This window comes from Allobaculum fili (assembly GCF_020969955.1).
GTDB classification, from domain to species: domain Bacteria; phylum Bacillota_I; class Bacilli_A; order Erysipelotrichales; family Erysipelotrichaceae; genus Allobaculum; species Allobaculum fili.
Map to the genome: position 1 here is coordinate 43,698 of NZ_JAHDSX010000003.1, position 24,322 is coordinate 68,019.

At 50.2% G+C, this 24,322-nt stretch carries 14 protein-coding genes; 2 read left to right on the forward strand and 12 right to left on the reverse strand.

The window, feature by feature from the left end:
- Positions 1-35 precede the first annotated feature (35 nt).
- Together Afil_RS01465 and Afil_RS01470 are read right to left on the reverse strand one after the other, a co-directional pair.
- Positions 36-1,592 (reverse strand): protein kinase domain-containing protein, encoded by a 1,557-nt coding sequence (locus Afil_RS01465; protein WP_230266755.1) that lies wholly within the window; start codon positions 1,590-1,592, stop codon positions 36-38.
- On the reverse strand, positions 1,585-3,162 hold the full coding sequence (locus Afil_RS01470; protein WP_230266756.1) for an FHA domain-containing protein: 1,578 nt from the start codon (positions 3,160-3,162) through the stop codon (positions 1,585-1,587). Before Afil_RS01470 ends, Afil_RS01465 begins: the two co-directional genes overlap by 8 nt.
- 148 nt (positions 3,163-3,310) lie before the next feature.
- Here Afil_RS01470 and Afil_RS01475 point away from each other — a divergent pair, with 148 nt between their 5' ends.
- Positions 3,311-3,913, forward strand: a complete 603-nt coding sequence (locus Afil_RS01475; protein WP_230266757.1) for a hypothetical protein — start codon at positions 3,311-3,313, stop codon at positions 3,911-3,913.
- A 183-nt stretch (positions 3,914-4,096) separates the two neighbouring features.
- Here Afil_RS01475 and Afil_RS01480 read toward each other — a convergent pair whose 3' ends face one another.
- Both Afil_RS01480 and Afil_RS01485 read right to left on the reverse strand, forming a co-directional pair.
- The gene (locus Afil_RS01480) at positions 4,097-4,603 is read right to left on the reverse strand and encodes an NUDIX hydrolase (protein WP_230266758.1); all 507 of its coding nucleotides are present in this window, start codon (positions 4,601-4,603) and stop codon (positions 4,097-4,099) included.
- Positions 4,604-4,690: 87 nt separating this feature from the next.
- Positions 4,691-5,974 (reverse strand): tetratricopeptide repeat protein, encoded by a 1,284-nt coding sequence (locus Afil_RS01485; protein ID WP_230266759.1) that lies wholly within the window; start codon positions 5,972-5,974, stop codon positions 4,691-4,693.
- A gap of 112 nt (positions 5,975-6,086) precedes the next feature.
- Between Afil_RS01485 and Afil_RS01490 the strand changes: the two genes are divergently transcribed.
- A complete protein-coding gene (locus tag Afil_RS01490) occupies positions 6,087-6,344 on the forward strand; it encodes a hypothetical protein (protein ID WP_230266760.1) in 258 nt (85 codons plus the stop codon).
- 170 nt (positions 6,345-6,514) lie between these two features.
- Here Afil_RS01490 and Afil_RS01495 read toward each other — a convergent pair whose 3' ends face one another.
- The 8 genes from Afil_RS01495 to Afil_RS01530 all read right to left on the reverse strand — a co-directional run bounded on the left by Afil_RS01495 (position 6,515) and on the right by Afil_RS01530 (position 24,161).
- Positions 6,515-7,069 carry a hypothetical protein gene (locus tag Afil_RS01495; protein ID WP_230266761.1) on the reverse strand — a complete coding sequence of 185 codons (555 nt, stop codon included), beginning with the start codon at positions 7,067-7,069 and terminating at the stop codon, positions 6,515-6,517.
- A 102-nt stretch (positions 7,070-7,171) separates the two neighbouring features.
- Entirely contained in the window at positions 7,172-8,272 is a 1,101-nt protein-coding gene (locus tag Afil_RS01500; protein WP_230266762.1) for a transglutaminase domain-containing protein, read from the reverse strand.
- Between the two features lie 369 nt (positions 8,273-8,641).
- Entirely contained in the window at positions 8,642-9,412 is a 771-nt protein-coding gene (locus Afil_RS01505) for an inositol monophosphatase family protein (RefSeq protein WP_230266763.1), read from the reverse strand.
- A 14-nt stretch (positions 9,413-9,426) separates the two neighbouring features.
- Positions 9,427-10,524, reverse strand: coding sequence for a DUF4062 domain-containing protein (locus Afil_RS01510; protein ID WP_230266764.1), 1,098 nt, complete (start codon positions 10,522-10,524; stop codon positions 9,427-9,429).
- A gap of 104 nt (positions 10,525-10,628) precedes the next feature.
- On the reverse strand, positions 10,629-13,220 hold the full coding sequence (locus Afil_RS01515) for a hypothetical protein (protein ID WP_230266765.1): 2,592 nt from the start codon (positions 13,218-13,220) through the stop codon (positions 10,629-10,631).
- Between the two features lie 295 nt (positions 13,221-13,515).
- On the reverse strand, positions 13,516-18,132 hold the full coding sequence (locus Afil_RS01520) for an MFS transporter (RefSeq protein WP_230266766.1): 4,617 nt from the start codon (positions 18,130-18,132) through the stop codon (positions 13,516-13,518).
- Between the two features lie 4 nt (positions 18,133-18,136).
- On the reverse strand, positions 18,137-20,116 hold the full coding sequence (locus tag Afil_RS01525) for a hypothetical protein (RefSeq protein WP_230266767.1): 1,980 nt from the start codon (positions 20,114-20,116) through the stop codon (positions 18,137-18,139).
- A 451-nt stretch (positions 20,117-20,567) separates the two neighbouring features.
- The gene (locus Afil_RS01530) at positions 20,568-24,161 is read right to left on the reverse strand and encodes a tubulin-like doman-containing protein (protein WP_230266768.1); all 3,594 of its coding nucleotides are present in this window, start codon (positions 24,159-24,161) and stop codon (positions 20,568-20,570) included.
- Positions 24,162-24,322: the final 161 nt, after the last annotated feature.

Sequence of the window (24,322 nt, forward strand, 5' to 3'; positions counted from 1 at the left end):
CTGCCTTTTTACATGCCGTTGATGACGGCTGCGGTTCATCTATTCATACGAGCCTGAATTGTCGAGAGCGAAAATTTGAGACGGCTTTTGTTTTCTCGAAAATCATTCCAGGCTGGAAAAGTCATCGGATAGTTTCCACAAAAACGAATTGTTTTTCTCATCTTCCTGGCGATCGGTTTCCAGAGCGGAATTCGTAACCAGAGGAAAATCGAAAAGAGATCCTCTTTCTGAATTTCCTCTATGGAAGCAGCATCGTCTGAATCTGCGCTTTGCCAGTGCAAATACAGTTTCCAGAGATCCGGGGCGCGTTTGGCCAGAGCGTTCTGCATCGTTTCGTTTAAAGAAAGGGTCTGTCCGTTCTGCCGTTTTCCAATCAGCATGTACACGAGCGAACGCGCACACTCTCCGCTCATCTGTTCAGGAGTTTCGATCTCTGCCAGAAGGCGTTCGAGCCGATCTGGAGCGACCGCATCCGGCGTAAGGGCGACCATCTGCGCCATAAGCTCAAGCGGTTCCTGCCATCCGCTCTGGTCTGGGAGTTCTTCGAGCAGATCGTCCAGCTGCTTCTGCGGGATCAGGCCATACACTAAAAGCTCCAGCATCGCCTTTGAAAAGCGGATCGAATAGTTCGTATCGTCTGGCAGATGATCCATACAGAAGCCGGCCAGACTGCGATGTTCTTCGCGCAAAGCCGCTTTGGCCGCCACACTCCACTCCGCCGGGCTCAGTTTGCGCTGCGGGTTTTCTTCCAGAAGTCTGGCATACTGGGCGCACAAAACCGAGGCTTCGGGAAGTCCGTTCGACGAGTCGAGCGCATACGCCAGCCGCTCATTTTCGCCTGCCTGGGAAGACATTCCAATCGGCAGCACGAGCATCAATACCGAACAGCACGCGACCAGAAAAAGGGACAGGATCAGCAGCGCGCTTTTCTTTCGCGATTTCTTAACGGCCTTTTTCATGGCCTTCAACGACGAGAATCGCCGTCTCGGATCGGTACTCAGTGCTGTCCACGCAATGAGCGAAGGTCCAAACATATGCAGATACAGACGGCCCAACCCGATCTGATCCGCTCGCTCATCCATGCGTGCACCGTCCGCGCCTTCAGGCGGCAGCGCGTCTTTATTGACGAAGACCGGACGCGTGCTCCCGATCGGCAGACAGGCATTGAAATCGATCAGTACGGCATGTCCGTTGTGGACCAGGACGTTGTCGCCTTTCAAATCGAGATACAGATATCCGGCCTGATGCACCTGTTCGATCAGCGCAAGAATTTGAAGGAAGATTTCTTTTTTCGCCTTTCGCGAGGGGCGTTCGTGCAGCCATTCCTCTAACGAACAGCCCTCAAACCAGGTTTCCACCAGCGTGTGGGCATACAAATCGGATCCATACTCCACTAAAGAAGGAGTCCACATCGAATCGAGCTTTTCCAGAACGTCTTTTTCCCGTCGCAAAGCGTCCAGAACAACGGAGGGCGCATCGATCGGAACGCTTTTGCGCACGGCTTTCTTTTGGGAGAGCGGATGCATTACCAGATCGGTCTGGCCATGCGGCGTCTGCTTGAGCGTTTCGATCCAGATCCAGGATTCACTCATGGAAAATCACCGTCCGGCTGCCCAGCCGAATTTCCATTCCGTCATGAAGGCGCATTTTCCGAATGACCCGCTTTCCGTTCAGCCATGTGCCATTGGTCGATTTCAGATCCTGGATGTACCACTTTCCCTGCGTATGCGTCAGCCGGGCATGGGTCAGTGAAATCGTGGGATCGATCAGAACGAGGGGACAGTCTGCCCGACGGCCAACAACAATGTCCGCTCCCTCCAGGTCCAGCCGCTTCCCTTCCAGATCCAGAAACGCAGGGCACGCCAGTTCTTCCAGCAAAACCGTCGGATTCGCAGGCACTGCTCCTTTTCTGGATTTGGAAGTCGAAGAATTTCTTTTTGGCGTCATGCTGCGTTCTGGTTTCTGATCCTGCACAGCAGATTCGGATACCTGTTCTTCTCGTTTTGACAGATCGGGCTGGGATGAAGGATTGAATGCCCCCGAATCGGGCCAGAGCGGACGAGGGGCAAGCGGGCTCTCATGCGGGCTGCCGTAAGGCGTAAGAAGCGGTTCTTCGCGCACCGAAAGGGCGGAAGGTTCTTCAAGACCGTAAAGCGAAACCGAACCGCCAAAAGGCGTGTTGCTTTCTGGAACGCTGTGAGATATCGGATCGTCTTTTCTCGTTTTCCTTGCTTTCTTCCGTTTTTCTGTTTTCTTCGGATTGGAATCATCGGTTCCTTGCGGATTTGGTTCAAGCTTGAGAAGATGCGCTTTCTCTTTTGAAGACGTGTCGGAAAAAGGATCGAATGGCAATCCTTCGCTTTCTTCCCGGGAAAAATCAAGCGGGGAAAGCTTTCCGTCAAAACTTTCGGGCTTTGCCTTTTCAGCCCGGGGAAACAGAGGAGAGCACGCCGCAAAGGACGTCTTCTCTTCATTCAGAGGATCCGTATTCGTATCCTCTTCTTCCGACTCGGTCCACACCAGATCGTCCTTTTCTTCCAAACCGCTCATCCCATCGCCGCGAAGCGGATAAAGCGGTTTGGACCGGACATAAGGCGGTATGTCTTTTTTCAGACAAAATCCGAACAGACGGTTTCTGGACAGAAAAAGCGTTTCAAGCTCCTGGAGAAGAGCATCCGTTTCCAGCCGGCCATTCGCCGCCAGAAACAGCAGCCCGCAGACGGCGCTCGCTTTCGGATCGAAATAGTCCAGCAGTTCCCGATACAAATGAAGCAGTTCCTCCTGCCGCTTCATCCAGGCTCGAAAATGAACCGGGGCCCGGACAAAGTAAAACGCGTCACCGCGAAGGGACAGAAAAATCGTTCGGGCGGAAAGCAGAACCGGCTGGCTTTGCATCGCCTTTAAAACCTGTTCAAGCAATCCATGCAGAAACTGACACGCCAGTCGGGTTTCCAAATGGCTCTGCACGAGAAAATCGTGCAGAGAAATCCGCTCTTCCAGGCTGTAGTACGCGCTGCAGGAAACAGGATCGAGGCGAATTAAGGAAAGAAAGCTTTCATCCTCCTCATTTTCCATAACCCGCTCGTCATACAGTTCGCGCTCTTTGACGCGCACCTGCAGGCGATTCGGTCCATAAACAATTTCTGTACATTCCATCAGCATCTTTTCTCTCTCCTTTCCCGTGGCGTTCGTCGTGTTATACGAGCGATCGCCTACGAAAGGAAAACCGAATTGATTTCGACGTCATGCGAGAGTCAAAAGATGGATGGAGCCGGAAGACACGGGCGAAAGAAACAGCGATAATGAGAGCATGTCGCATAAAAAAACGCGCTCGGATGGACGCGGCTTACCTTCTTCTTTCTGGCTTTGGGGACTTTGCCTCCTTCTGTGTCTGTGGGCGCTTGGTCTCTGTTTATCCTGCAATCCCTGGCGGGACAATCTGACGGGTCTGGTCTGGATCGACCATAAATGGATGAGTGCGGGCGGGTTTATTCCTTTTGCCTGCCTGTTCAACGCCTGTTTAACGGATCGCGTGTTTCGTCAGTGCGAAGAAACACGTCTGGCCCGGCTTTCCCTTTTGTTCTGGGGAATCGGCTGGATTGGCGCATGGCTTCCCTGGCAGGATGTGAGCGTAAACCTGCTTTGGGGTCTGCTCAGCAGCCTGCACCTGTTTCTCTGTCCGCTTGCTTTTTGCGGGATTCTTCTGCTCTGGCTGTATGCGGCGCTCTCCTGGACGAGCAGCCGGGCGCTTCGACAAGCCGCGCAGGGAATGATCGGGATAGCGGCGGGATCTCTGGCTTTGATGGCCTTCAGCCAGTCCGTCAGTCTGTATTGCGAACTCTTCTTTCTTTGCGCTTCCCCTGTGTATCTGGTCTGGAAAATTCGAACATTTTCGCGGGACGCCGGCTCGTGATGTTGCTGCATCGCTTTGGCCGGTCCCTGTTTTTCGTCTACGAAAACGAAACGGACCAAAAAAATCCGCATTCTCTATTGATGAGAAATGCGGATCAGCTGGAGATTTTTCGATTTGAATTCTGGCCGTTTTAAACACAGCGATTGCGTTGAGGCGCGTTCAATCCGACAGCAGCCCAGGGCTTCAGATGTCTGCTTTCTCTTTTTGGACAGGCCGATCGTCCGTTACGATGTGCAGAATTTCCGAATGATCCTGACTGAGGTAATCCTGTAAAAAGGAAGGATATGCCCGGTACTGATCGAGCTGGTCGATCGGAAGCCAGTACATATACTCACGGACGCCCTGCGAATAGCTGTGGCTGTTCAGATTCTGGCTGCCTCTGGGTTTCATCCGAAAGTAGAAGCAGATTTCGTGGCATTCCCGCTCCTGGCCAAACTGCGTATCGCAGAAAAAGCTTTCATGAATGATCGCCAGGCGATCGACTTCATACGCCACGCCGGTTTCTTCGAGCACTTCGCGGCAGACCGCTTCCTGCGCGGTTTCTCCATGCTGGACGGCGCCGCCCACGGAATAGCAGTACGGGCTTCTGGCATTGCCCGCAAAAAGAGCACAGCCATCCTCAATGAGGATGGCTGCAGCGCGATAGCGAAACCATTTGTTCTTGCAGGAAAAGCCAAGATCCATTGACATAGAATTTCCTCCAGATTTCACTCGGACGTACGTCCTTATCGTTTTACCGGTCTTGCATGACCGTTTTTTTGTATCCGGAAAGTCTGATCAGGCTTCGTTTTCCTGAGACGAACTGTACTCGTCAGGCTCATCGAGCAGATGACTCTGCTGAATTTTTGCGAGATAGTTCTGCGCGTTTTCAACGTAGTAAAGGCTGCCGCCCTGACTGATCGTCTTTTCAAAATACATTTTCGCCAGTACGTAATCCTGCTGAACAAAAGAGATCAGCGCAATATAGTAGGCGCATTCCGCACTCTGAAGGCGGCTAGTGGACGCTTTCAGAGACATGAGAAAGTATTTCTTGCTTTCGTTGAAATCGCCGTGCATCAGATTCAGCTTATTTTCCAGCATGCTCAGCTGCGAATCCTTCATCATCATGCCCATCTGACCGCGCGGAAAACGCATTTTCTCCACGGCGTCGATGCAGCGCTGAACGCCGGATTCGTCTTTCAGCTGGTAGTAAATGCTGCCCATGAGCAGATAGTACTGAAGCTGATCGGAGAAGCTCGGACGGCGATAGGCGATCAGAACGTCCTGCGCCAGTTCCGGCTCATCGAGATAAATCAGACAGCTTGCCATGAGCGCCCGGTTAGCCAGCTTGTAGTGGCTGCCGCGTTTTGAATAGTAGAGCAGCGCAGACATGCAGGCTTCCGGATTGCACTCCTGATACAGAAGCATGGCAATCGAGTTGAATGCCTGCATCCGTACGCGGGACAGAAACTGCATGGCGACCATGCAGACGGTCAGCAGAAGAATCAGAATCCAGAAGTTGTCGATGAAGACTAGAGAGCATCCAATCGCAACCAGACCGAGTACAAACGCGAAACGAATCGTACGCATCGTACGGCGAACGTTTTCCCCCAGTGCCTTATAGCTTTCATCCAGAGGGTGATGAATCGTGTAAATACGGACGATTTCATCATCGCCGGTAATATCGGCCTGGCGAAGGGCTTTGCTTGTCGAACGGTTGAGCGTGGCCCAGCCGTAAATCCATACGATGATCGTAACGGGAAGACTGAGAATGCCGATCAGGACAACCCAGTCGGGCATGAACATCAGAAACATCAGAACGATGAAGATGGAACCGCTGTAATAGGCAGAAACGACATTGGCGACCGTAATCACATTCGCCATGCCCATCAGACCGATTCCGCCGGCAAGGGAGATCAGGAGCGGCTGTTCCATGACCGTTTTCAGCACGTCAGCCGGAAGCATATCCTTCGCCATGCTCCAGAACAGTTCGCTGGAGCTGAAGAAATATGTGGTAAGAAAGCCGATCAGAAAAGCGCCGAACAATATCAGCAGCTGCCGCTTGCAGTTATATTTCCACATGAAAAAACCTCTCTAACACTCGATTCTCAAAAGAGCGAGTCCATGAGAATCTCAAATAATACCTTACACAAGTATAAAAGACGAAAACCGATCGTGTGTCTAAAATTCCCTAATGGATGATGTGAAATTGTGGTATTCATTTTATTCCGACACACCGCACCAGAAAAGCCAAGTCGATTGCCGCGACAGGCAAACACTGGATAGGAGAGCAGGAAAATACGGAACGCCTCTTTCCGATCTTTCTTGCCGCCTGTACGCACAATCATTTTTCCTGTTCCCTTTCCGGTATTCTGGACGGCTGAATCCACAGAAAAAGGGGCCAGACCCAATTGGCGATTTTCAAAATTGTCATTCGGATCCGGCACCCTGAAATTCGAACGAATTCACTGGTTGCCTGCAGACTGCCTTTGAACTGCCGCACAGCCTGACGGCTTTCCTTCCTCCCCTATGAAAAATGACTCCAGAGGGACGAGAAAACCGATGCAGCGGACGATTCAGGCAATCCGAATTTTGTTAAAAACGTATAGCCTGGAAAGCAATTCAGTCGTTTTTTACTTCCCTGTACGTTTTTTCAAACTCTTCTCTGGTCAGCAGATTGAACGTAACGGACAAAATCTCCTGCTTTTCGCTGCGCTCAGCTTCATAGATCACAACAAGAGCGTCTTTGGCTGCCGTTTCCAGGGTTCCCCAGAGCTGCGCCTGAAAGTAATGGTCTTCATCTTCCGGATGAATTTCCAGTTTTCCATGCTTCACCAGATACTCGATCAGATCGTTTGACGGCTCGCCGACCTGCCAGGCCTGACGGGTCTCCGGCTTCTGAAAAAACGTATCTTCCCTGGCTGCGGGAATGTGATGTGCGAGGAAGAAATCCCGCGTGTTCGGATACGGATAGCCTGCGCCATCGATCTTAATGTAATCGCCGGCGCTGGCATGCTGGCCATGCGCCTGTCCTTTAGTTTCCTGCGAAAAGACTTCAAAGCTTCCATCCGGCAGCTGGATCAGTTTTTTCTCCTCAAGCAGCTGACGGATTTTTGGATGATGCTCATCGAGGGGATAAGCGAAAAGCGGGGTATCACAGATTTTCTGGATATACATGAATGCAGATTCCTTTCCTTTGCATGCTGAAGCACGGAAACTTTCAGTCTTTTTCGAAATCCATGTTATTACGAATTTGCCTGCGAATTTGCGCTTTCGTCTTTAGCTGGGATCGTATTGCGTATCGGTGCAGGCAGGCGCGTGATACTCGGTCGGATCATACGAGCGGCGTTTAAGCATGAACTCATCCGAAGTAATCATGTAGTCATAATCCGCTGCGCCCGATACCGTCTGGCCGTTCTGGCTCATATAAACGGGATCCCCATACGTCGAATCGCACTGGTAGTAATTGCCGTTGATTCGGATGACGTTCCATCCGTGGGGGCCGTTGGGAAAGACATTGCCGGTAACCATAAATGCCTGAATGCCCTGGTCCTGAAGCAGGTACGTCATCATCTGTGTATAGCCCGCACATACCGATTCCCCGTTCATCATGGAACTGATCAGATTCTGGTTATCCGGTGCGCCGGCAACATATTCCACGTGTTCCACGACATAACTGTAGGCCGCTTTCAGACGGTCATATTCATTGGCCGGACTGCCAATTTCACTCCGAACGGTCTGCAGCTTTTGTTCGAGTTCCCTGTTCATCGCCGTCACGGCATCCAAAGCCCGGTTGTAGCGGTACGTGAAGGTGGTCTGATTCCCCATGACGGTATAGCTGCCGCCGGTATCCACCCAGTAAATTTCCGGATGCTCGCTGAGAAGACACATATAAATATTAAAGACGTGATCGCTGTCATCCGTAACCACAGAAATATCGGGATCGAATGCGTACAGACCCGAAAGCATATCGTTATAAATCTCCTGATCTGCAGCGCACATCAGACTGTAGTAGTAATATTCATTGCTTTTCATGAGCGGTCTGGCATTAGTCGGGTTGTCCTGAATGACCGTTCCTAAAAGATCATAGCCAGGATTCTGGGAAGAAGGGCTGGTCGGGGCACTTGCGGATGACCCGCCGTTTCCATTTCCGCCATTGGAAGGCGCCGTTAAGCCGGATGTGCCGCCGCTTCCGCCGTTTGCGGGAAGCGCGGGAGTTCCACTGGATGCGAGCGGACTGGTAAATGTGCTGTCGTAATAACGAAAAAGATACGGCGTGGCCAGAACGGTAATGGATAATAAACAGGCAATTCCAGTTACGGCCAGGCTTTTCAAAGCCCCTTTTTTTCCGTGGTAATCGTACATTCCGGTTCTTCTCATTTTCCTGTCCTCCTCTTCTCTCTCTGCTCAGTTCTGCTTCTTCGAAAGCCTCCATGCAGAGGCTCACTGCCCATTTGAGGAAGCGTTTGATTTTATTTTAACGAAATGCTTTTTCGACACTGTATCTTTTGAGAGCATTCTATTCAGAATGATCGTTTCTATAGAGATAGGGGTAAAAATACAGAAAATCGAAGCCGCCCTTTTCCGATCCGTGCGGCTGTGATGGACGGACGGTTTCCAATAAACGAAAAAGACGATTTTCCGAATCCGGTTCGGTAAAAATCGTCTTTTCTGATTATTTTTTTCAAGGATTGTCTATTCCTGCCTGTCTAAGGGCAAATGGAATTCAAAGGGCGAAAGCCTTTGTTTTCAGTCCTTTGTGCGGCTGTGTTCCTGGATAATTTCACAAAGGCGGGCGTTGGTCTTTCCGTTTCCGGCAATAACCGAAGTCGGTCTGGCAAACTGAAGCGGGCGTCCGTCGTAGTTGCTGGCTGCACCGCCGGCTTCGCTTAAAATCAGAGAGCCTGCCGCAATATCCCAGGGCTTAAGAACCTTTTCGAAATAGCCGTCGATGCGGCCGTCCGCGATATAGCAGAGATCGAGTGCGGAAGAGCAGATCCGGCGGACATCGATGCATTCCTTAAAGACTTTTTTGGCCAGATCAAAGTTGGCGTCTGCCTGATCTTTATGCGTAGAGCCGGCTCCAAATTCGACCAGCGCATCCTTAAGTTCCCGATTGCTCACATGCAGGCGCTTGGATCCGTTGAGCCAGGCTCCTTTTCCCTTTTCTGCCGTAAAGCATTCGTCGGTAAACGGGTTGTAGACGACGCCGAACACAATCTCGCCGTTCTGATACAGACCTAAGGAGACCGAACTCATATTGAACCCGTAAACGAGGTTGGTCGTTCCATCAATCGGATCAAGAATCCAGCAGGGATCTGAAAGACTTCCTTCTTCTTCTTCCGAAAAGAAGCCGGCTTCCGGTGCCATTTCTTTCAGTTTTTTCTTCAGAAACTCGCTGATCGAAAGATCAACCTGCGTGACAAAATCCGCTTCCCCTTTCATTGCGATCTGCAGATGATCCTGGTGCGCAAATTTTCCAGCTTCCTTAACTGCGTCGATAATTTTTGAATAGTCCATCTCTTGATCCTCCCTCAGAATTCGGCAGTTCCATCGTCCGCCCGATTCAGCATAAGCACATCGTGGTGGTATTTCTTTAAAAACTCGATCCGTTCCGTTTCCGTTTCAAAAACGAAAATACGGCCGGTTTTATAGTTGCTTTTTGGATGATGATAGTCCGCCGCGTCCTGAAATGTCCCGCGGATGAAAATCGGGCGGTTTCCAGATTCTTTATCCAGAATGGTAAATCGATGAATTCCATCTTTTTTCCCTGGTTCGATCTCCATGTCCCCGAAAACGCCTTTGGTGGATTTTGAAGCCGAAAAGATTCCGACCAGTTCCCGGTCCTGACAAAGATACGTTCCCTGCCACCGGGTAATATCCCACTGGCTGAGTTCAATCGTTCCATCCGCTGGGTTATAGCTTACCTTATGATTTTCCGCATTGGCAATGATCTCTCCCGGCTGCTCCCCTCGTAAAAAAGTAACCGTTCCCAGTCGGAGATATCCCTTCGCCACTTCGCTCATATGGACCTGATAGTAAGGGCGTCCAAATTCAAGCTCATAATAACTGTCCACAGGCATTCCCCGGATCCAGCCGCTCACCTGACTGGTATTGCGATTGACAAAGTTGCGGCAGCTTCGGATCAGCTTGTACGGATCGGTTGCCGGCACAGGCGAATGAATGGAACAGACGAACTTCAGCTGATCGCGGATATCGTTCACGGACTGGTGAGGATCGAGAGCCTGAAGTTCTTCAACCGGCATGTCCGCGTTTTGCAAATACAGATCTCTGGCCCGCACCAGCTCCGGTGTCAGGCCTACCCAGACTTTAATGCCCTTGTTTGTGGACGTTTTAACGGTCTGGCAGTATTCGTATTCTTTCTGGGTCCAGCTTTTTCCTGTATCGTCGCGGGATCCATACCGCAGCGAAAGAATCATGAGAAAAAAGTCGGAACTCTCAATCATTCTCCGGATATCCGCAAAGCCCTCATCCGCATCCACCGCAAAATGTTCCATCGCAAACGGGAATACGCTGTAGTCAATCAGTTCATCGAGAATGCTTTTGCGAATATCTTCAAGATCGCTGGTGGAAGACAGAAAGGCTGTATAGATCGACTCGCGGTTATTCATGCTCATCCCTCCTTTTCTGTAACGGGTAAAGAGAAGCTGTCCCTTTCTGGAAACGCAGCTCCTGTTCCCGTTTTTTCTTCAATAAAGCCGCATCGATGATTTTTCTACTTTCGTGTTGTGTATCTGGAATTGCCTTCCATCACAGCCTGACGCGTCCTTTCTTTCAGTTTTTCAAAGGCAAGCTGGCGGCCTGGGCTGGATGGGACCGGATCCTTGAGGAAGAACCGGCCAATTTTCTGACAGAGCGTAACGTCGAAACAGGGCAGGTCATTTACCTTATAGTCCTTTTCCGGATACTGGCTTAACGTCGGACGATTTCCCTGTTCATCCTGTAGCGGATTGGCTTGCAGGGTTGCTTCACTCACCTCATCGAGACGGTCCGCTTCCAGACTCATTCCATACTCCTCGCGCAGAAAGAAAGGCAGGGACAGTTCTGGAGTCGTTTCCACTAAGCAGACGTGCCGCATGAGATGGCCGTCTTTGGACTGATTTTTAAACTGGTCGATCTCGTTTCGTTCGATCACGGGCATGTACGAATAGCCTGATACGCGGGTGGCGGCATTCCATCGCCGCTTTTCCATCCACGTCAGATCCGAAATCACCGATGGAATTTCAAAATAGCCTGGATCCACGTCCTGGACGCTCTCGATCCGGCTGAAGGCGTTCATATTCCGGGCTGGACTGGATGAGGCTAAAGAACAGGAATCGTTCAAAGTGCCTGGCTCGATCACCGCCGACTGAATCAGCCCCAGATCAAAGAGCTTGTATTCCGCATGGGATGCTCTCGACCAGTTCGACCAGTTGCCGTAATCTTTTTTCAAAAAATTCGGGGCTCCCTTTTTCTTCGCTTTTTTGGAGGCGGAAGAAGTGGTCCGCTTGCGGTGTCGAGTTTCGGCCGGTTTCTCCTCGGCATAGCCATGAATCACGTCGTAGCGGAAATTGGATTCCACGGACGTTTCGAGAATGCTCATCTGCAGCGCCGCTTCGAGGCTGAAGCGCGCCTGATCAAATCCATAAGGAATGACAATGGGCACGTATCGTTCGGTGGAACCCAGAGCTTCTTCTTCGATTCCATTTTCCGGGGTTTGCAAAGTCAGCGGCAGCGGTGTCTGCATAGAAGGAAGCAGCGCCGAGTTCTGAAGGATCGGTACGACGAGCTGCCTGCCGATTCGTCTGGAATCATAGTTTCTCTGGGTCAGGAAAAGTTTCATTCTTTGCGCCATTTCCATATTTTCCGTCTGAGCGTCCTGAGCGAGAACGATATAATCCGCTCGAAGTGCCTCCTCCATCAGTCGTCTCATGTCTTCGCTCTCATCCAGACTCAGAAAATTCAGTCTGGCATAAGGGGAATTTCTTCGATTTCGCTGTGCGGATAAGACGGGATCCGGGCAGAGCAGATCTTCGTTTTCCAGACAGGAGAGCATGAGTTCCGGATAATTCAGATGAAGTTCCTTTTCCATGCTCGACTGCGAAGGATTCATGACCGTAACGGACAGACGGTGATTTTTCATCTGTCCTAAAACGATGGAGTGCAGAACAATGGATTTCGCCGCGGATGAAGATCCACAGACCAGCAGTTTCAATTCTCCGCTCTCGGATTCAGGCTTCTCAATCAGAGGAAGAAAGAGCGGGAGATCGCGCAGAAGATTGAATCCCATTGTCATATAGTCTTTTATTCCGTTCACCTCGAGAACCCGATCCCCGTTCTGGGCGGAGAGGTTCAGAAGATGATCAATGCGCTCCATCCATACCGGATCGTCAATGTAAATATTGACCAGCGTGCTCTCTGTGGGAAACGGAGCTTTGAGCAGCGGCTGCCGGCCAAGGGAGCGATTGAGATAATCGTGCTGAAGAACGCTCCATATTCCGGCTTTCTGGGAGCCGCTGTATTTTGTGAAGTTGGACAGAATTTCGTAGTTTTCCATGGTGTCGCCCATCAAGTAATACACCACCCGGGAAGACTTCTGCAGATGAAGAAGGCGCGGATCGGATTTCACACAGATCGCCTGAATGCTTTTCGCGCGTTCCACGAGTTCCATATTGGCTTCCGAATCACTGGTCATGTACGTGTCTGTAAAAATCAGCAGCGGCCGCTTGCAGCTCGAAGGAAGCGGGTCATTCAAATCCAGACCGTACAGCGCACGCAGTGTCTTTTCATCCCCGCGGGCAAGGCGTCTGTGGATATCCTCCGCCATTAAAATGGTTGCCTCGCTCAGCGACGTAAACACAATTTTCGGTCGGAAGGGGTGCCCCATAATTTTCAGCACCGGGAAAAGAATATCCAGAGCGGTCACGACCGAACTCAGCCCGCAAATGGGAGCCGCCACATTCAATACGGCGGTCAGATCCAGCAGGATGGGCTTGATCCATGCCCAGGCTGGATAGGGACCGGACTGAATCCACCAGTCAATCGCCTGCTCTTCCATCGCAAGAAACTGACCGTAATCCGCATCAAGAGAGACAGTCTGCAGCGTATTGATTATGGACATGGATACGTTTTCCAGTCCATTTGCATCCTGCGCGATTGCCGGACTAGGGCTGCTCAGTACAAACAGGTTTAAAAGGAAAACCGTGATGAGAATCCCGCCTGTGAACACGAAAATTCGATGAAATCGAAACTGCGTACCAAAGGCGAAAACCAGCATAAGAATAAAAATGATCAGTATCGAACCAGCCAGCACAAGCAGACTTTGCATATTCTTTCTCCTCTTCCTGTTTTTGGAATAAATCGAGTTCCAGTATTCTTTCAGTTTACGGAGAATATTCAAAATGCGGATGCGGTTTATTATTTTCGTTGCATTTTAATCCTCTTCCGTAAAAAAGCGTCCCTCATTTTCTGAATGAAGGACGCTTTTCAAAAGGCAAAATGTACAGACTGTTCCCTCCTGAACGTTCATGCAGGTACGGTTCTATTGAACGGCGCACCCGTTTGAAGCGTTGGGATTTTTTTCTGGAATTGAAAGCAGACGGGCTGAATCCATTCGATCCCGGTTACTGTTCGACCGCTTCTTCTTCGCTTGCATACGGAATGGGCGGGAGCGTATTGAACGGTGTCTTGCTTGTACCGAGCATCGAATCCTGCTGAATCGGATAGTTGGCGAGGTACAGGCGCATACCGATTCCATACTCATTGTCTTCCAGTTCACGGTTGCGCATATACCGTATGGCGCGTTCGATCTCGCCCATCGCGACATAGTACTGGACTTCTGTCCAGACAGCCATGCCTTCATGCAGAAGCAGGTTCGTCTCCTGGTTGTCATACCCTGGTCCTACGTTCTCGGAGTTCCAGTGCTCAAACTGCCAGGCATGGGTCATTTCATGCACAATCGTCGATTTCACATTCCAGAGCGGAGAACCATTTTCCACATAGATCACTGTCTTTCCCTTTCGCGGCGAAGCGTAGCCTACACAGCGGGGATCCATTTCCGGCGTCGGCTTGAAGTCGGTCAGGTGCTTGTTCACCTTGCGGGCGTTCACCATATGGAATTCCAGTTTTGTTCGGAAGGTAATGTTAAAGATTTTCTCCAGTTCCGCATGCGTTTCATTGACTACACGCTTGAACTGAATCTTATTGCGTACAGCAGTGGCCGAGCATTCCGGGCATCGCTCGCGGCCGTCTTTGAGCGTATCGTAATGACCTGGAGTAAGCTGCTGACCGCAGAAATCACAGTAATGGATACCCGGCATGCGCGGATCATACGTCGATCCGGAATCAAAATGCGCTTTGGCGGTACGGGCATCGTGAAGACTGCTTTCTTCGAAATGCATGCCTCGCAGGTATTCGAGCGTCGCGTCGAGCGCAAGCCAGTCTGGTACTTCCTGGGCGCCGTACTGAAGATACGGAAGAATAACAAACGGGGACTGGATTTCATCCTCTTCTTCCAGCTCTTCATCTTCCGCGAAGATCGCTGCTGGATTGGAAGGTCCTTTTACCGGTTCGGATATGGGCTGTCTGCCAGGTTCGGGTTTCGAACCGCCGCCCGTTTCCTGCGAGCCGTTTTCTTCGGGGGCGTTTTCCTCAGAATCCTCGTCCTTGCGGCCGCGTCCAAACCAGCCTCTGCGTTTTTTCTTCCGGCGGCCTTTTCCTTCTTTCGGATCCGGAGCCTTGGCCGGTTCGGGTTCTGGTTCCGGTGTAGGCGCCGGGTTCGGTTCGGGTTCTGGAGCAGCAGGCGGTTCGTGTGTTTCTACAGAAGACGTACCCGAAGACGGGTTTGCCGCTCCTTCTGGGTTTGCCTCAGTCTGCGGTGTCGGTTCGGCTTCACCAGAAACGTTTTCAGAAGCGGATGCTTTCTGCTCTTTTGAAGCAGCAGGCTGATCCGCCTGGGAAGCCTTCTCGGTCTGAACGTCAGCCGGATCGGCTGCCGGTGATGGATTCTCAGCTGGAGCAGGTGTTTGTTCGGATGAATTTGAAGAGTCTGCGCTCTCAGAAGAATTCGCTTCGTCTTTTTTCCGTCGGCCAAATCCAAAGAGCGGCATCACGGAATAGAGCGTCGGACTGGAATCCGAAGGCCGGCTGGCCATGGATCGCAGCGATTTTTGCGAAGGCAGATAATTCTGCACCTGCGTTTCGTTCGAACCGTCTTCATCACTGACGTCGTGTGCAGCGTCTTCGCCTTCTCTGTGCGTGGTCGATGGACCTTTGGAATTCCATACGAGATAGTCAGCAATGATTTCCATAATTCTCTGCAGATTTCTTTCTACTGTCACAAGCAGACCGAGATCGATATGAGAATCTTCCACAATATAAATCGCGTTCTTCTCCATATCTTCCTCTTCAAAAGCGACACAGGCAGAAGCCGCCCGGTTTCGATCGCGGTAAAGCGGATCGTTTAAGACGGCTTCCGGAATCTGTCCAGGAAGCGCAATCAGATATCCGGTCTCGTTTGGAAACAGAGTTCGGAAAACTTCGTTAAGCAGAACGGCAACGGTGTAGACCACTTCCGGTTTCACGTTTTCCAGCGTGATCTGCAAAAATTCCTTCTGATACAGGCGGCGAACATGGGCCGGTTTGAGCCGAACGTGCGAGGCGTGTTCAAAATCGTTGGGCGAAGGCAGATCCAGATAGCCATCGGTCCGGACTTCAATATTCGCAAAGCCATGACGGATGACCATATCCCGGAAATGATTTTCTCCTGGCTGCATCTCGACACCGGAAATCTTATAGTCGCGCAGCTGACGGTAATACACGCGCCGCATGAAGTGATCTCCGGAACGGCGAACGATAATTTCGCTGTCATTGGAAATCGAAACGACCTGATAGTAACGGCCGTCCCACGAAAAGAACTGTCCAGGCAGCAGGACCTGATAAATCTGGCCGAGCAGCCGGTTGCCCATCGGATATTCCTTCGTTTTTTCGTTTTCAATGACGAAGTAAACCGAACGCAGGGCGGAGTCGTATACCGAATGGAGCTGGTCGAGGTTAATGCTGTACTGGAAGCGGGTGGCCTGAATGTCCGCCCGATAGGCATTGACCTGCGTCGTGTGAATCTTGAATTTTTCCTGTCCGGTATGCTTATGGATCAGATGCTGAAGGACGTCATATGTTTTTCTGGAATGAATGCCATGGATGGCCAGCTGATTGCTGATATAGCTTTCGTCTACCGGTTCCATGCTCATCAGCATGAGCAGCCGGATAATGAAGTTGCGCTCCGTTCGGGCGTAATCCGGAACAATCGTCGGGATCGCTTTGGAGTCAACTGTCATCATTTCGGCATTGGCCGTCATGTAATCGCGAAGCATGTAGTTTTCCGAAAGAATATTGACGAAGCCTTTCTTTTCCAGACGCGAGCTGAACAGGCGGGCGATGTCAAATGCGTTTCGAAACTCATCTTCCACGATCAGATAGCCTTTTTCCATTTCCGGCACCTGCCAGAGATGGCTTTCATAATGCATGCGCTCTTCCAGCTGGTTCTGTTCCAGACGGGTGTGCGTATATTCACAGAAACTTGGGTAATACTGCGAAACGTTCCAGCGAATATCGGCAATCGGCGATTTAGAAGAACTGAACCAGTAAATCTCATCTGCCCCATTCGCCAGACCTTCAAGGGCGATTTCCGTACCGACGCCAAGATAGCGGGAAATTCCAGGAACAATGCGGTTCTGCATGCCAGGGCCGTCCACATGCCAGATCGCCCGGCAAGTGCCGGCTTCGCTGGCAGGCGGAGCAAGGACTTCAACAAGCGGCTGATGGACGAGATGGCTCAGGGCGTCGACCAGACCGTCCACACTGCGGTCGAGCGCGCAGTAAGTGAGCGGATCGCCCGAAGATTCACAGATTTCCAAAATGTTTCGCAGACCGATCTGACCTGTTCCTAAAAGATTGGAAGGTTCCAGAAGCAGAACGAACTGTACCTCTTTGAGGAAGCCGATATTGTTGTGAATGAACGTGTGGTTATAAATGTTGTGGAACGTAATGATGCCGACGCTGATGTCGTCGCTTCTTCCCTTCTCACTGAGCTCCTCCGTCATCCACAGCTTTTTCAGGTTGGTCGTTTCCAGAAATCCGTCGGTAATCCATTCCTTGATATCCTGTGCGTCCGTACTTCGGCCGCAGATCACGAGAACCTTTTTATTTTTAAGGAGCGTGGCAATCATCGGAAGCATGAGGTAATACGTGAAGTCTCTATAAAAGGGATTCATTACGACCAGACTTTCACGGTTAAGCAGCTGTCTTGCCGCCTTCTGATAGTCCGGCTGCAGAGGAATTCCGATATCCAGCAGGGAGTTGAAATACGCAGAAGCCAGTTCATCGATTTCTGTGTTTTCGAGAGCATCTTCCTGATAGAGTCCGGTGACTTTTGCCACCGTTTTTCTTTTCTGATGATCATCGAAGCAAAGCCGGTCTCGGAACATTTTTTTAAGAGACGCACGGATCGTATCGCATTCCGCGCTGTTTTCTTCTTCGGCCAGAATTTTTCCTTCGTTTTTCTCAGGCTGCCAGCCGTTTAAAAAGGCGAAGCATTCTCCAAGAATCAGGATTCCGGCAACCGGCGTCATCATTGCGGGAATGTTCGATCCCCCAATGCCGGAATACACATACTGGGTAATGAGATAAATGAAATAGCAGAAGAAGACTGCCGCCATGATCAGAACCCGCAGATTGTAGTACCGCGGCTTGAGCACGTAGCGTTCCTGCGGATTGGTGTACTGCCGCAGGGCTCTTTCATCTTTCTCGTAAAATTCGCCAGAAGTCAGATCAAACAGATAGGCATGGTTTTCCCAGAGGCTGACCAGTTTTCGAAACGTCAGTTTCTTGACGAGCAGCCAGAACAGAGCCAGCAAAATGTTGGACCAGACAAAGGCCCCCAGACCCGTCAGAATCGTGCCGGCCAGCCAGGCAAAGAACGCATAGAGATAGCGGCCAAGCAGAGGAATCTGGCCAACTAGATTCGCGATCCAGATCAGAATGTCGTACAGAAACTGAAGAACGGCATCGTTGTTGAACATGCCAAGGCACACAACAAGCAGACAGAGGAACGGAACAGCGAACTGATAGCAGCGCTTTTTCGGTTTTTCATGAATCAGAAACGGCGTCATGATGAAAAAGAACTGAAAGGCGAACAGAACCCAGAACAGGATAAAGGAGATAAATGCGTGGATATAATTCATCGGTTTAATCCTCCTGATCCTTCAGGCCGCTTTTTTCTACGACCTTCATTTCATAAGGTTCCAGACGTTTTTTATCGATGCTCGTCACAAAGGGAAACGGCGAATGAATGACCGTTCCGTCCGGGAACGAGACAAAGACGGGATCTTCCGGTTCTTCCAGCAAATATGCCGGGTTTCGTTCAGGCGGAATTTCCAGATCGAAAATTACCGTATGCACGATGCGGCTGTTCGAACCTGGCCAGATGTTGAACGCGTTCATCCAGCTTTTTACCGTAGCCGCCCGGTTGTCGATGGCCTTGATGTGCGCCAGACACTTCAGCTCCTGATTGGAGCGGCTGTTGTTTTCCTTTTCGAAGCGATAGACAATTCGATTTCCCCGGATGGATGCGCAGCAGTTTTTCAAATACTGCGTAATCGCGGGAATTTTGGCTTCGATGGAGTGGAGCGCCTGATCAAGGGTGTAGTTGTATTCGAAAATGCGAACCCCCAGAATCACCCAGAAAACGACGATCACCGCAATGCAGAAGATCAGCATGCCAATCGATGCCGCATAAACTAAAAACGAGTAATCCCCCATGGACTGATTGCGCATCAGACAATAGGCGACAAAAGGAATGACGCCTAAGAAACAGGCGCAGATGCACACCGCTGTCGCGGCGAGCGCCTTGAAGGAATACATGCGGTGGCTCATGTTTTTCTGGACCACTTTATCCCGTTCTTTCAGTTTGATGTGCACCTGTCGGAGCTTCATCATGATCGGCGTATAGCCGGAAAGGACTTCATGTTCGTAATCGGCTGTCTCCTCCCGTATCGCGGCGATCTGATAGGAGTTGAAGTTCAGCTCCTCTGCCGATTCGAGTTCGACGGCCTGATGCGCGTACTGACAGCTGCGTTCGACCGAGCGCTCATACGCACCGATTACTTTTCGAAACGCTCTTCGACTTACGCGGACCTTCTTTTTCCAGGCAGGCAGTTCGGGTCTTGGCAGATCCCCTGTCGGCCCGGTAAAAAAGCGTGGAATATAAATATCGTCATTCGAAGTGAGGGTGATGTCGACCGGAATCGAACGTTCGAGATCCGGCGTATCCAGATTTTTCGAGGTGTAGTTCACGGAATGAAGAACATCAATTTCCTGCTGCAGAAAGAAGCGAATATCGTTCATTTTCAGAAGGTATTCTTCGAAATAGGTCTTCAGAACCTCTTCACTGGCGTTGGCCGACATTTCATACAGGCGATAGGCTTCAAAAGTTCCCGCCGGGAACTCCTCTTCCGCTAAAAGCAGCACGGTCAGCCAGAAGCGAAACATGGATTCCTGAAACATGGATGTATCCGGTTTGGCCTGCCTGAATGTGAGAAAACGGCAGGCTGCAGGATAACGGTTTCGCTGCCAGAACAGGGACGCATAAAAATCGCCGATATTTTCGATTTCCGGTTCTTCGTACGAGATGGAATCGGATTCGGACTCAATCATCGTGCGAAACAGAAAGATTTCGTTTGGCTTTGGAATCGGCATTTCCGACTGCTCGGAAAGTTTGTCGTACAAAGCCTTTTGCTGATCGAGAAGAATCTGGTAATCGTCATCGCCCATGCTTTTGCGCCGGGTCGCTTCCAGACTGATGTCGGGAATGCCCCCAAGCATCTGGCTTAAGCGGATCAGGGCGTACTTGCTCTTATGGACTAAAGGAAACAGATCATCGTTTTCGATGTAGTCAAAAGGATTTCCTTTCTGGGTCGTCTTTTCCCGGTTATCCAGTTCCCAGTGATCCGCCGCCGTCCCGTCAATCGGGTCGACGACAATCGCGCGCCAGTTCTTAACGCCTTCGAGCTGGGTCTTTAAATCTGGAAGAGCTTCATAAAAGTCTTCACCATTTTCGTCCCAGAAACAGAAGCAGACTTTTTCTTTTTCAATTGAGTTTTCGAACAGCAGCTTATGCTGGTCAAAGCTTCTCTGCGCCGATCTGGGATAAATAATGACAGTCAGCAATGTACACTCCTCCTTTCTTTTTTCAAAAGCAGAAATTCAGTAAAGCAATTACAGTAAGGCAAATCCATCATGGATTCGAAGGAACGGATCTAAAGCGGGGAAAAAGCCGACTGGCTTCATCGCAAAATGAAATTTTCATCTTCTTCGTGAATTTCCATCCGCGAAAAATAGATAAAGGATAGAAGAACGAGAAGGAAAAGCCGCTGCAGGAAAAAACAGAAGGAAAGAAGAGATTTGGCAGCAGTTCCCCTCTTCTTTCGATCTTTCAATCCTTTGAAACTTTTCGAATCATGATCCTATAGGTAAATAGCTCCTGCATTGGAAGGGCAGTGCAGGAGCTATTTCAAACGTTCAGCCAGATCCTGGCTATTCTTTACAGAACCAGAGAGAAGCCAAAGCGATTTCTTCTGAATCTTTCAGTGAAGTAAAGGATTCGGGAAATTCGAATACTTTAAGCGTTCTTTGCTTCTTCGCCGTTCTTTGCTTCTTCGGCATTTTTTGCCGCCGCATGAATCATTTCCTGATACTTGCGATCGTAGAGCTCTTTCATCGTTGGTTCGTGATGATACTTCAGCTTGTAGAGATACTTGTTATCGACGATCTCATCAATGCGGTCGCGAATCAGAGTTACGGATTCATCGTCAAAGCGTTTTGCCGGCTTCGGTACGTTTACGTAATCAGTCATATTGTTCAGGAAAAGCTGGAACTGATCGGAAATAATCGAGAAGGCTACCGCGTACATCTCTTCTTCGCCTGTAAACGTGCTGACATAGTTTTCGATCAGAGCGATCAGGTTATCGATCATGGAAGTGAAGTCGGACAGATAGTAATCGCAGTTCGGCATGCTGTATTTGAGCCAGAAGAGAAGATCGAATACCGATGGTTTCATGGGGCTCTTTACAGGGATGAATTCCCGGAGAACGAATTTTGGCTCGTCCTCGCGGACAGCTTCTTCATCGTAGTAATCGCCGAGTGCCTTTTTCTCATCCAGCCAGTTGATTCGACGGATCAGGGTAGACTGCGCGAGAGACAGGCTCTTCTTCACCTGCTTTTCCTTTTCCGCTTCCATTTTGCGAAGCATGATGTCTACCTGCGGCGGGTTGATGCTTAAGGCGTCGAGAACTTCGTAAAGTTCATCGCAGCTTGTGCCGTTTGGAACAATGAAGTCTTCGTTGCTGGAGTTGGAAGGCTTATAGATTACGTCCATGCCGTCGAGGTGATTGGAATCGACTTTCTGATCCACATCCCCGGTAAGCATTCCCCAGAGGAAAGCCTGGAAGATTCCGTCTTCGACAATCTTCTGGTTGCGGTCATCCAGATCCGGCATATACTTCGTCAGATGCCAGTGACGGTCCATGTGGGGAGTGATCTCGAAATTCTTCTCTACGTTCGGACCCAGTTTCCTGTAAATCCGCATATAGGCTTCGTAGTAGTCTCCGCCTGGCTTTCCATTTTCCGGAGCGCGGAAGCGTTTGAAGTCACCCGGATTGAGTGTATATACCGCTTTGTAGACGAGCAGATCGTACTTGGAAATGTTTTTATCCGCAACGCCGCCAAGTTCCTGATTCAAATACTTCTGAACAAAGTCATGGCGAAGCGGGTCGTCATCCAGCAGAACCGCCGGGTTATAGGCAGCTGCACGAATCACGTGACCTTCCACACCCATCGGCTCTTCGAGGAACATACTGGCCAGATTGTTGACTTCGGTCAGGGTATCCGCAGCGACCAGTTCTACATCTTCACGGCTGAGCTCATCGGCATGACGTTCAATTTCTACTTCTTTCATCAGAGCGGAAATGACGTCCATGTCAATGACTTGCGCGAAATGATTCTGAATTTCATCTTTGTAGTATTTGATGATCACATCGCGGAACAGTTTGCCAAAATGCGAAGCTGCCGGAGGACGCTTTTCCGTTTTGGAATATTCCAGAATATCCTGGAAAATCAGAGCGGAAAGCTTGCCGGTAATTGATTCCTGCGCATCCGCTGCCCCGACGATATCGAGAAGTTCTTCCAGGCAGGCTTGACTGGTACATGTATAGCGAATAGCGCTGCCGTCGCGGTTGGCAATCTGCTGAGGAATCAGGCGTACGCGATTGCTTTCTTTTTCCACAAACGTTGGATACGTTTTATAGAAGTCATCAAAATCGCTGGCCAGCTGAGTAAAGAATTTAATGCCTTCGCCATAGACAATCAGTTTTGCCCATGCGCTGGCAAACGTGAAAAATTCGGATTCATCACTGACAAGCGTTTCCGTTTCCTCAATAAATTTCTTGATGATCCGTCTTGAAATTTTGTTTCGATTTTTCTTGTTGTAGCGATCGTTCGCCGTTTCCACTTTATTTGTCGTAGCGGGATCATCGAACGGATGCAGCATGGATCGTTTGGCATCATCGTCTTCGCCAAGTTCCTCCTGGGCCGTCGAGTAGGCATAATTGCAGTTGCGAACCATGGCATAAACCATGTAGCGAACGGCGTTTGGATGAACGAAGCCTCCGTCTTCCGTCTTCAGATAATGCTGGAAGTAATAGGGTTTCGGATTCTTTCCTCGAGGTGAAGCGCTGAAAACATCCAGGGCAACGTGACGGCCGGTTTCACGGGAAACGCGCATCAGACTTTGTGCAAGTCGAATGATGGCCCCTTCCAGAGAATTGATCGCGCCTTTATCGACTTTGCCTTTGGAAGCCTGCAGGCGTGAACGCTGTTTGTTGATCTCAAAAAGGATCTGTTTGATCTCTTCGTTCTCGCGGATTTTCTTTTCCAGATGACTATCCAGAGCATGGACGAAGGATCGGGACAGTTCTTCCCACTGTGTTCCTTCTCCATATTCATCTTCGTGTTCTTTATGGGTCTGGCGGAAAATCATCTGCTGGAATGTGCCTTTGTCATCGGATTTGGAGTCTACATTCTTAAGGTAGAACGTATGCGGGTCTTCAAATTCGACCGAAGGATCCTGCTTTTTCTCCGCTTTCCGTTTATTCAGGTCTTCTGTATACGCTTTATCGATCGTCAGCCATTCTTCACCAAGCTGTTCAAAGCAGGTCTGTCCGGCGAGATAGTCGAGAATTTCTTCATACGGATATTTCAGGACCGCAGATCCGGCACCGCAGAAACGATCCCGTCCGCCCGACTGAATGAGCGCCTTAATGGCATTGTCTTCACTGGAGTTGCTTCGACTGGATGCGCCGCTGATCGCCTGCGCGTAAATCGTATTGGCTGCATACGTCATGTATTCATCGAAGCTGCTGAGCGAAAGATCATCCGCGTTGCGGCGATCGAACAGGAAGCAGAAATTGAATGGCGATTCGTTGTAGTTCACATCTTTTCCGGACATTGGGTGAGGAACTGAGAACTCAAGATCTTTGTACTTTGTGTTTTCCAGAGCCTGGTCGCCTTTGCGCATGAAGGCATCCAGCTCACGGACGGATGCATAGGCATTGGCAAAGATGCTTGCCTTCTCATCCTGGCTCTTTGCGGAAGCGAAAATTTCCGGCAGCAGGAAGAAACCGCGAACAACCGATCCGGTTTTGTTAAAGCTGGAGTTGAGAAGATGCTTAATGTACATCGCAATAGGAATTACGATTCCAGAGCCCGTACCGCCGGCTAAGGAAGACACAATAATGACGCGGATCGCCTGGTTGCCAGCATCGCCGTTGAGCCGGAACAATGTGTCGATCGCATCGTCGAGCGCACGCAGCTTGCCTTTGCTCATCGCTTCGTCCAGGGCCAGCCGGCTGATCGCACGAACCTGTCCTGCACCTTCTGTCGGTGTCTTGCTGTTCAGAATGGTATGAATGGGGAACCAGTCTTCACGGGCGTGTCTGTTGCGCTTGAGATAGTCTTCAATTTTATAAGGTGCCGATGTCTGAATCTGTACGACCGTGGCATCTTCTTCTTTTCTGTGTCTCAGATCATTCCGGTCTGTATCAATGCAGACAAACTGCAGGCGGTTTCTGTCTTTCAATGACTTCGCCATCTTCGAAAGCTTCGTGCAGATCGTACTGCCCGCGCCGCCAAGTCCAATAATTACTGTTGGAGCAGTCATTCCATTTCCTCCTTTTTTCTTTTTCTCTTTGTAGTGCTGATTTTTATTTCTGACTGGCCAGGCCAGCCTGTGAAACCAATAGCGAAAATGCCCGTTCGTCTCAAGTCCGCTTCCGTTAATTTCCCTTAGAACATACGGCTTTACACAAGGCCTTCTGGATC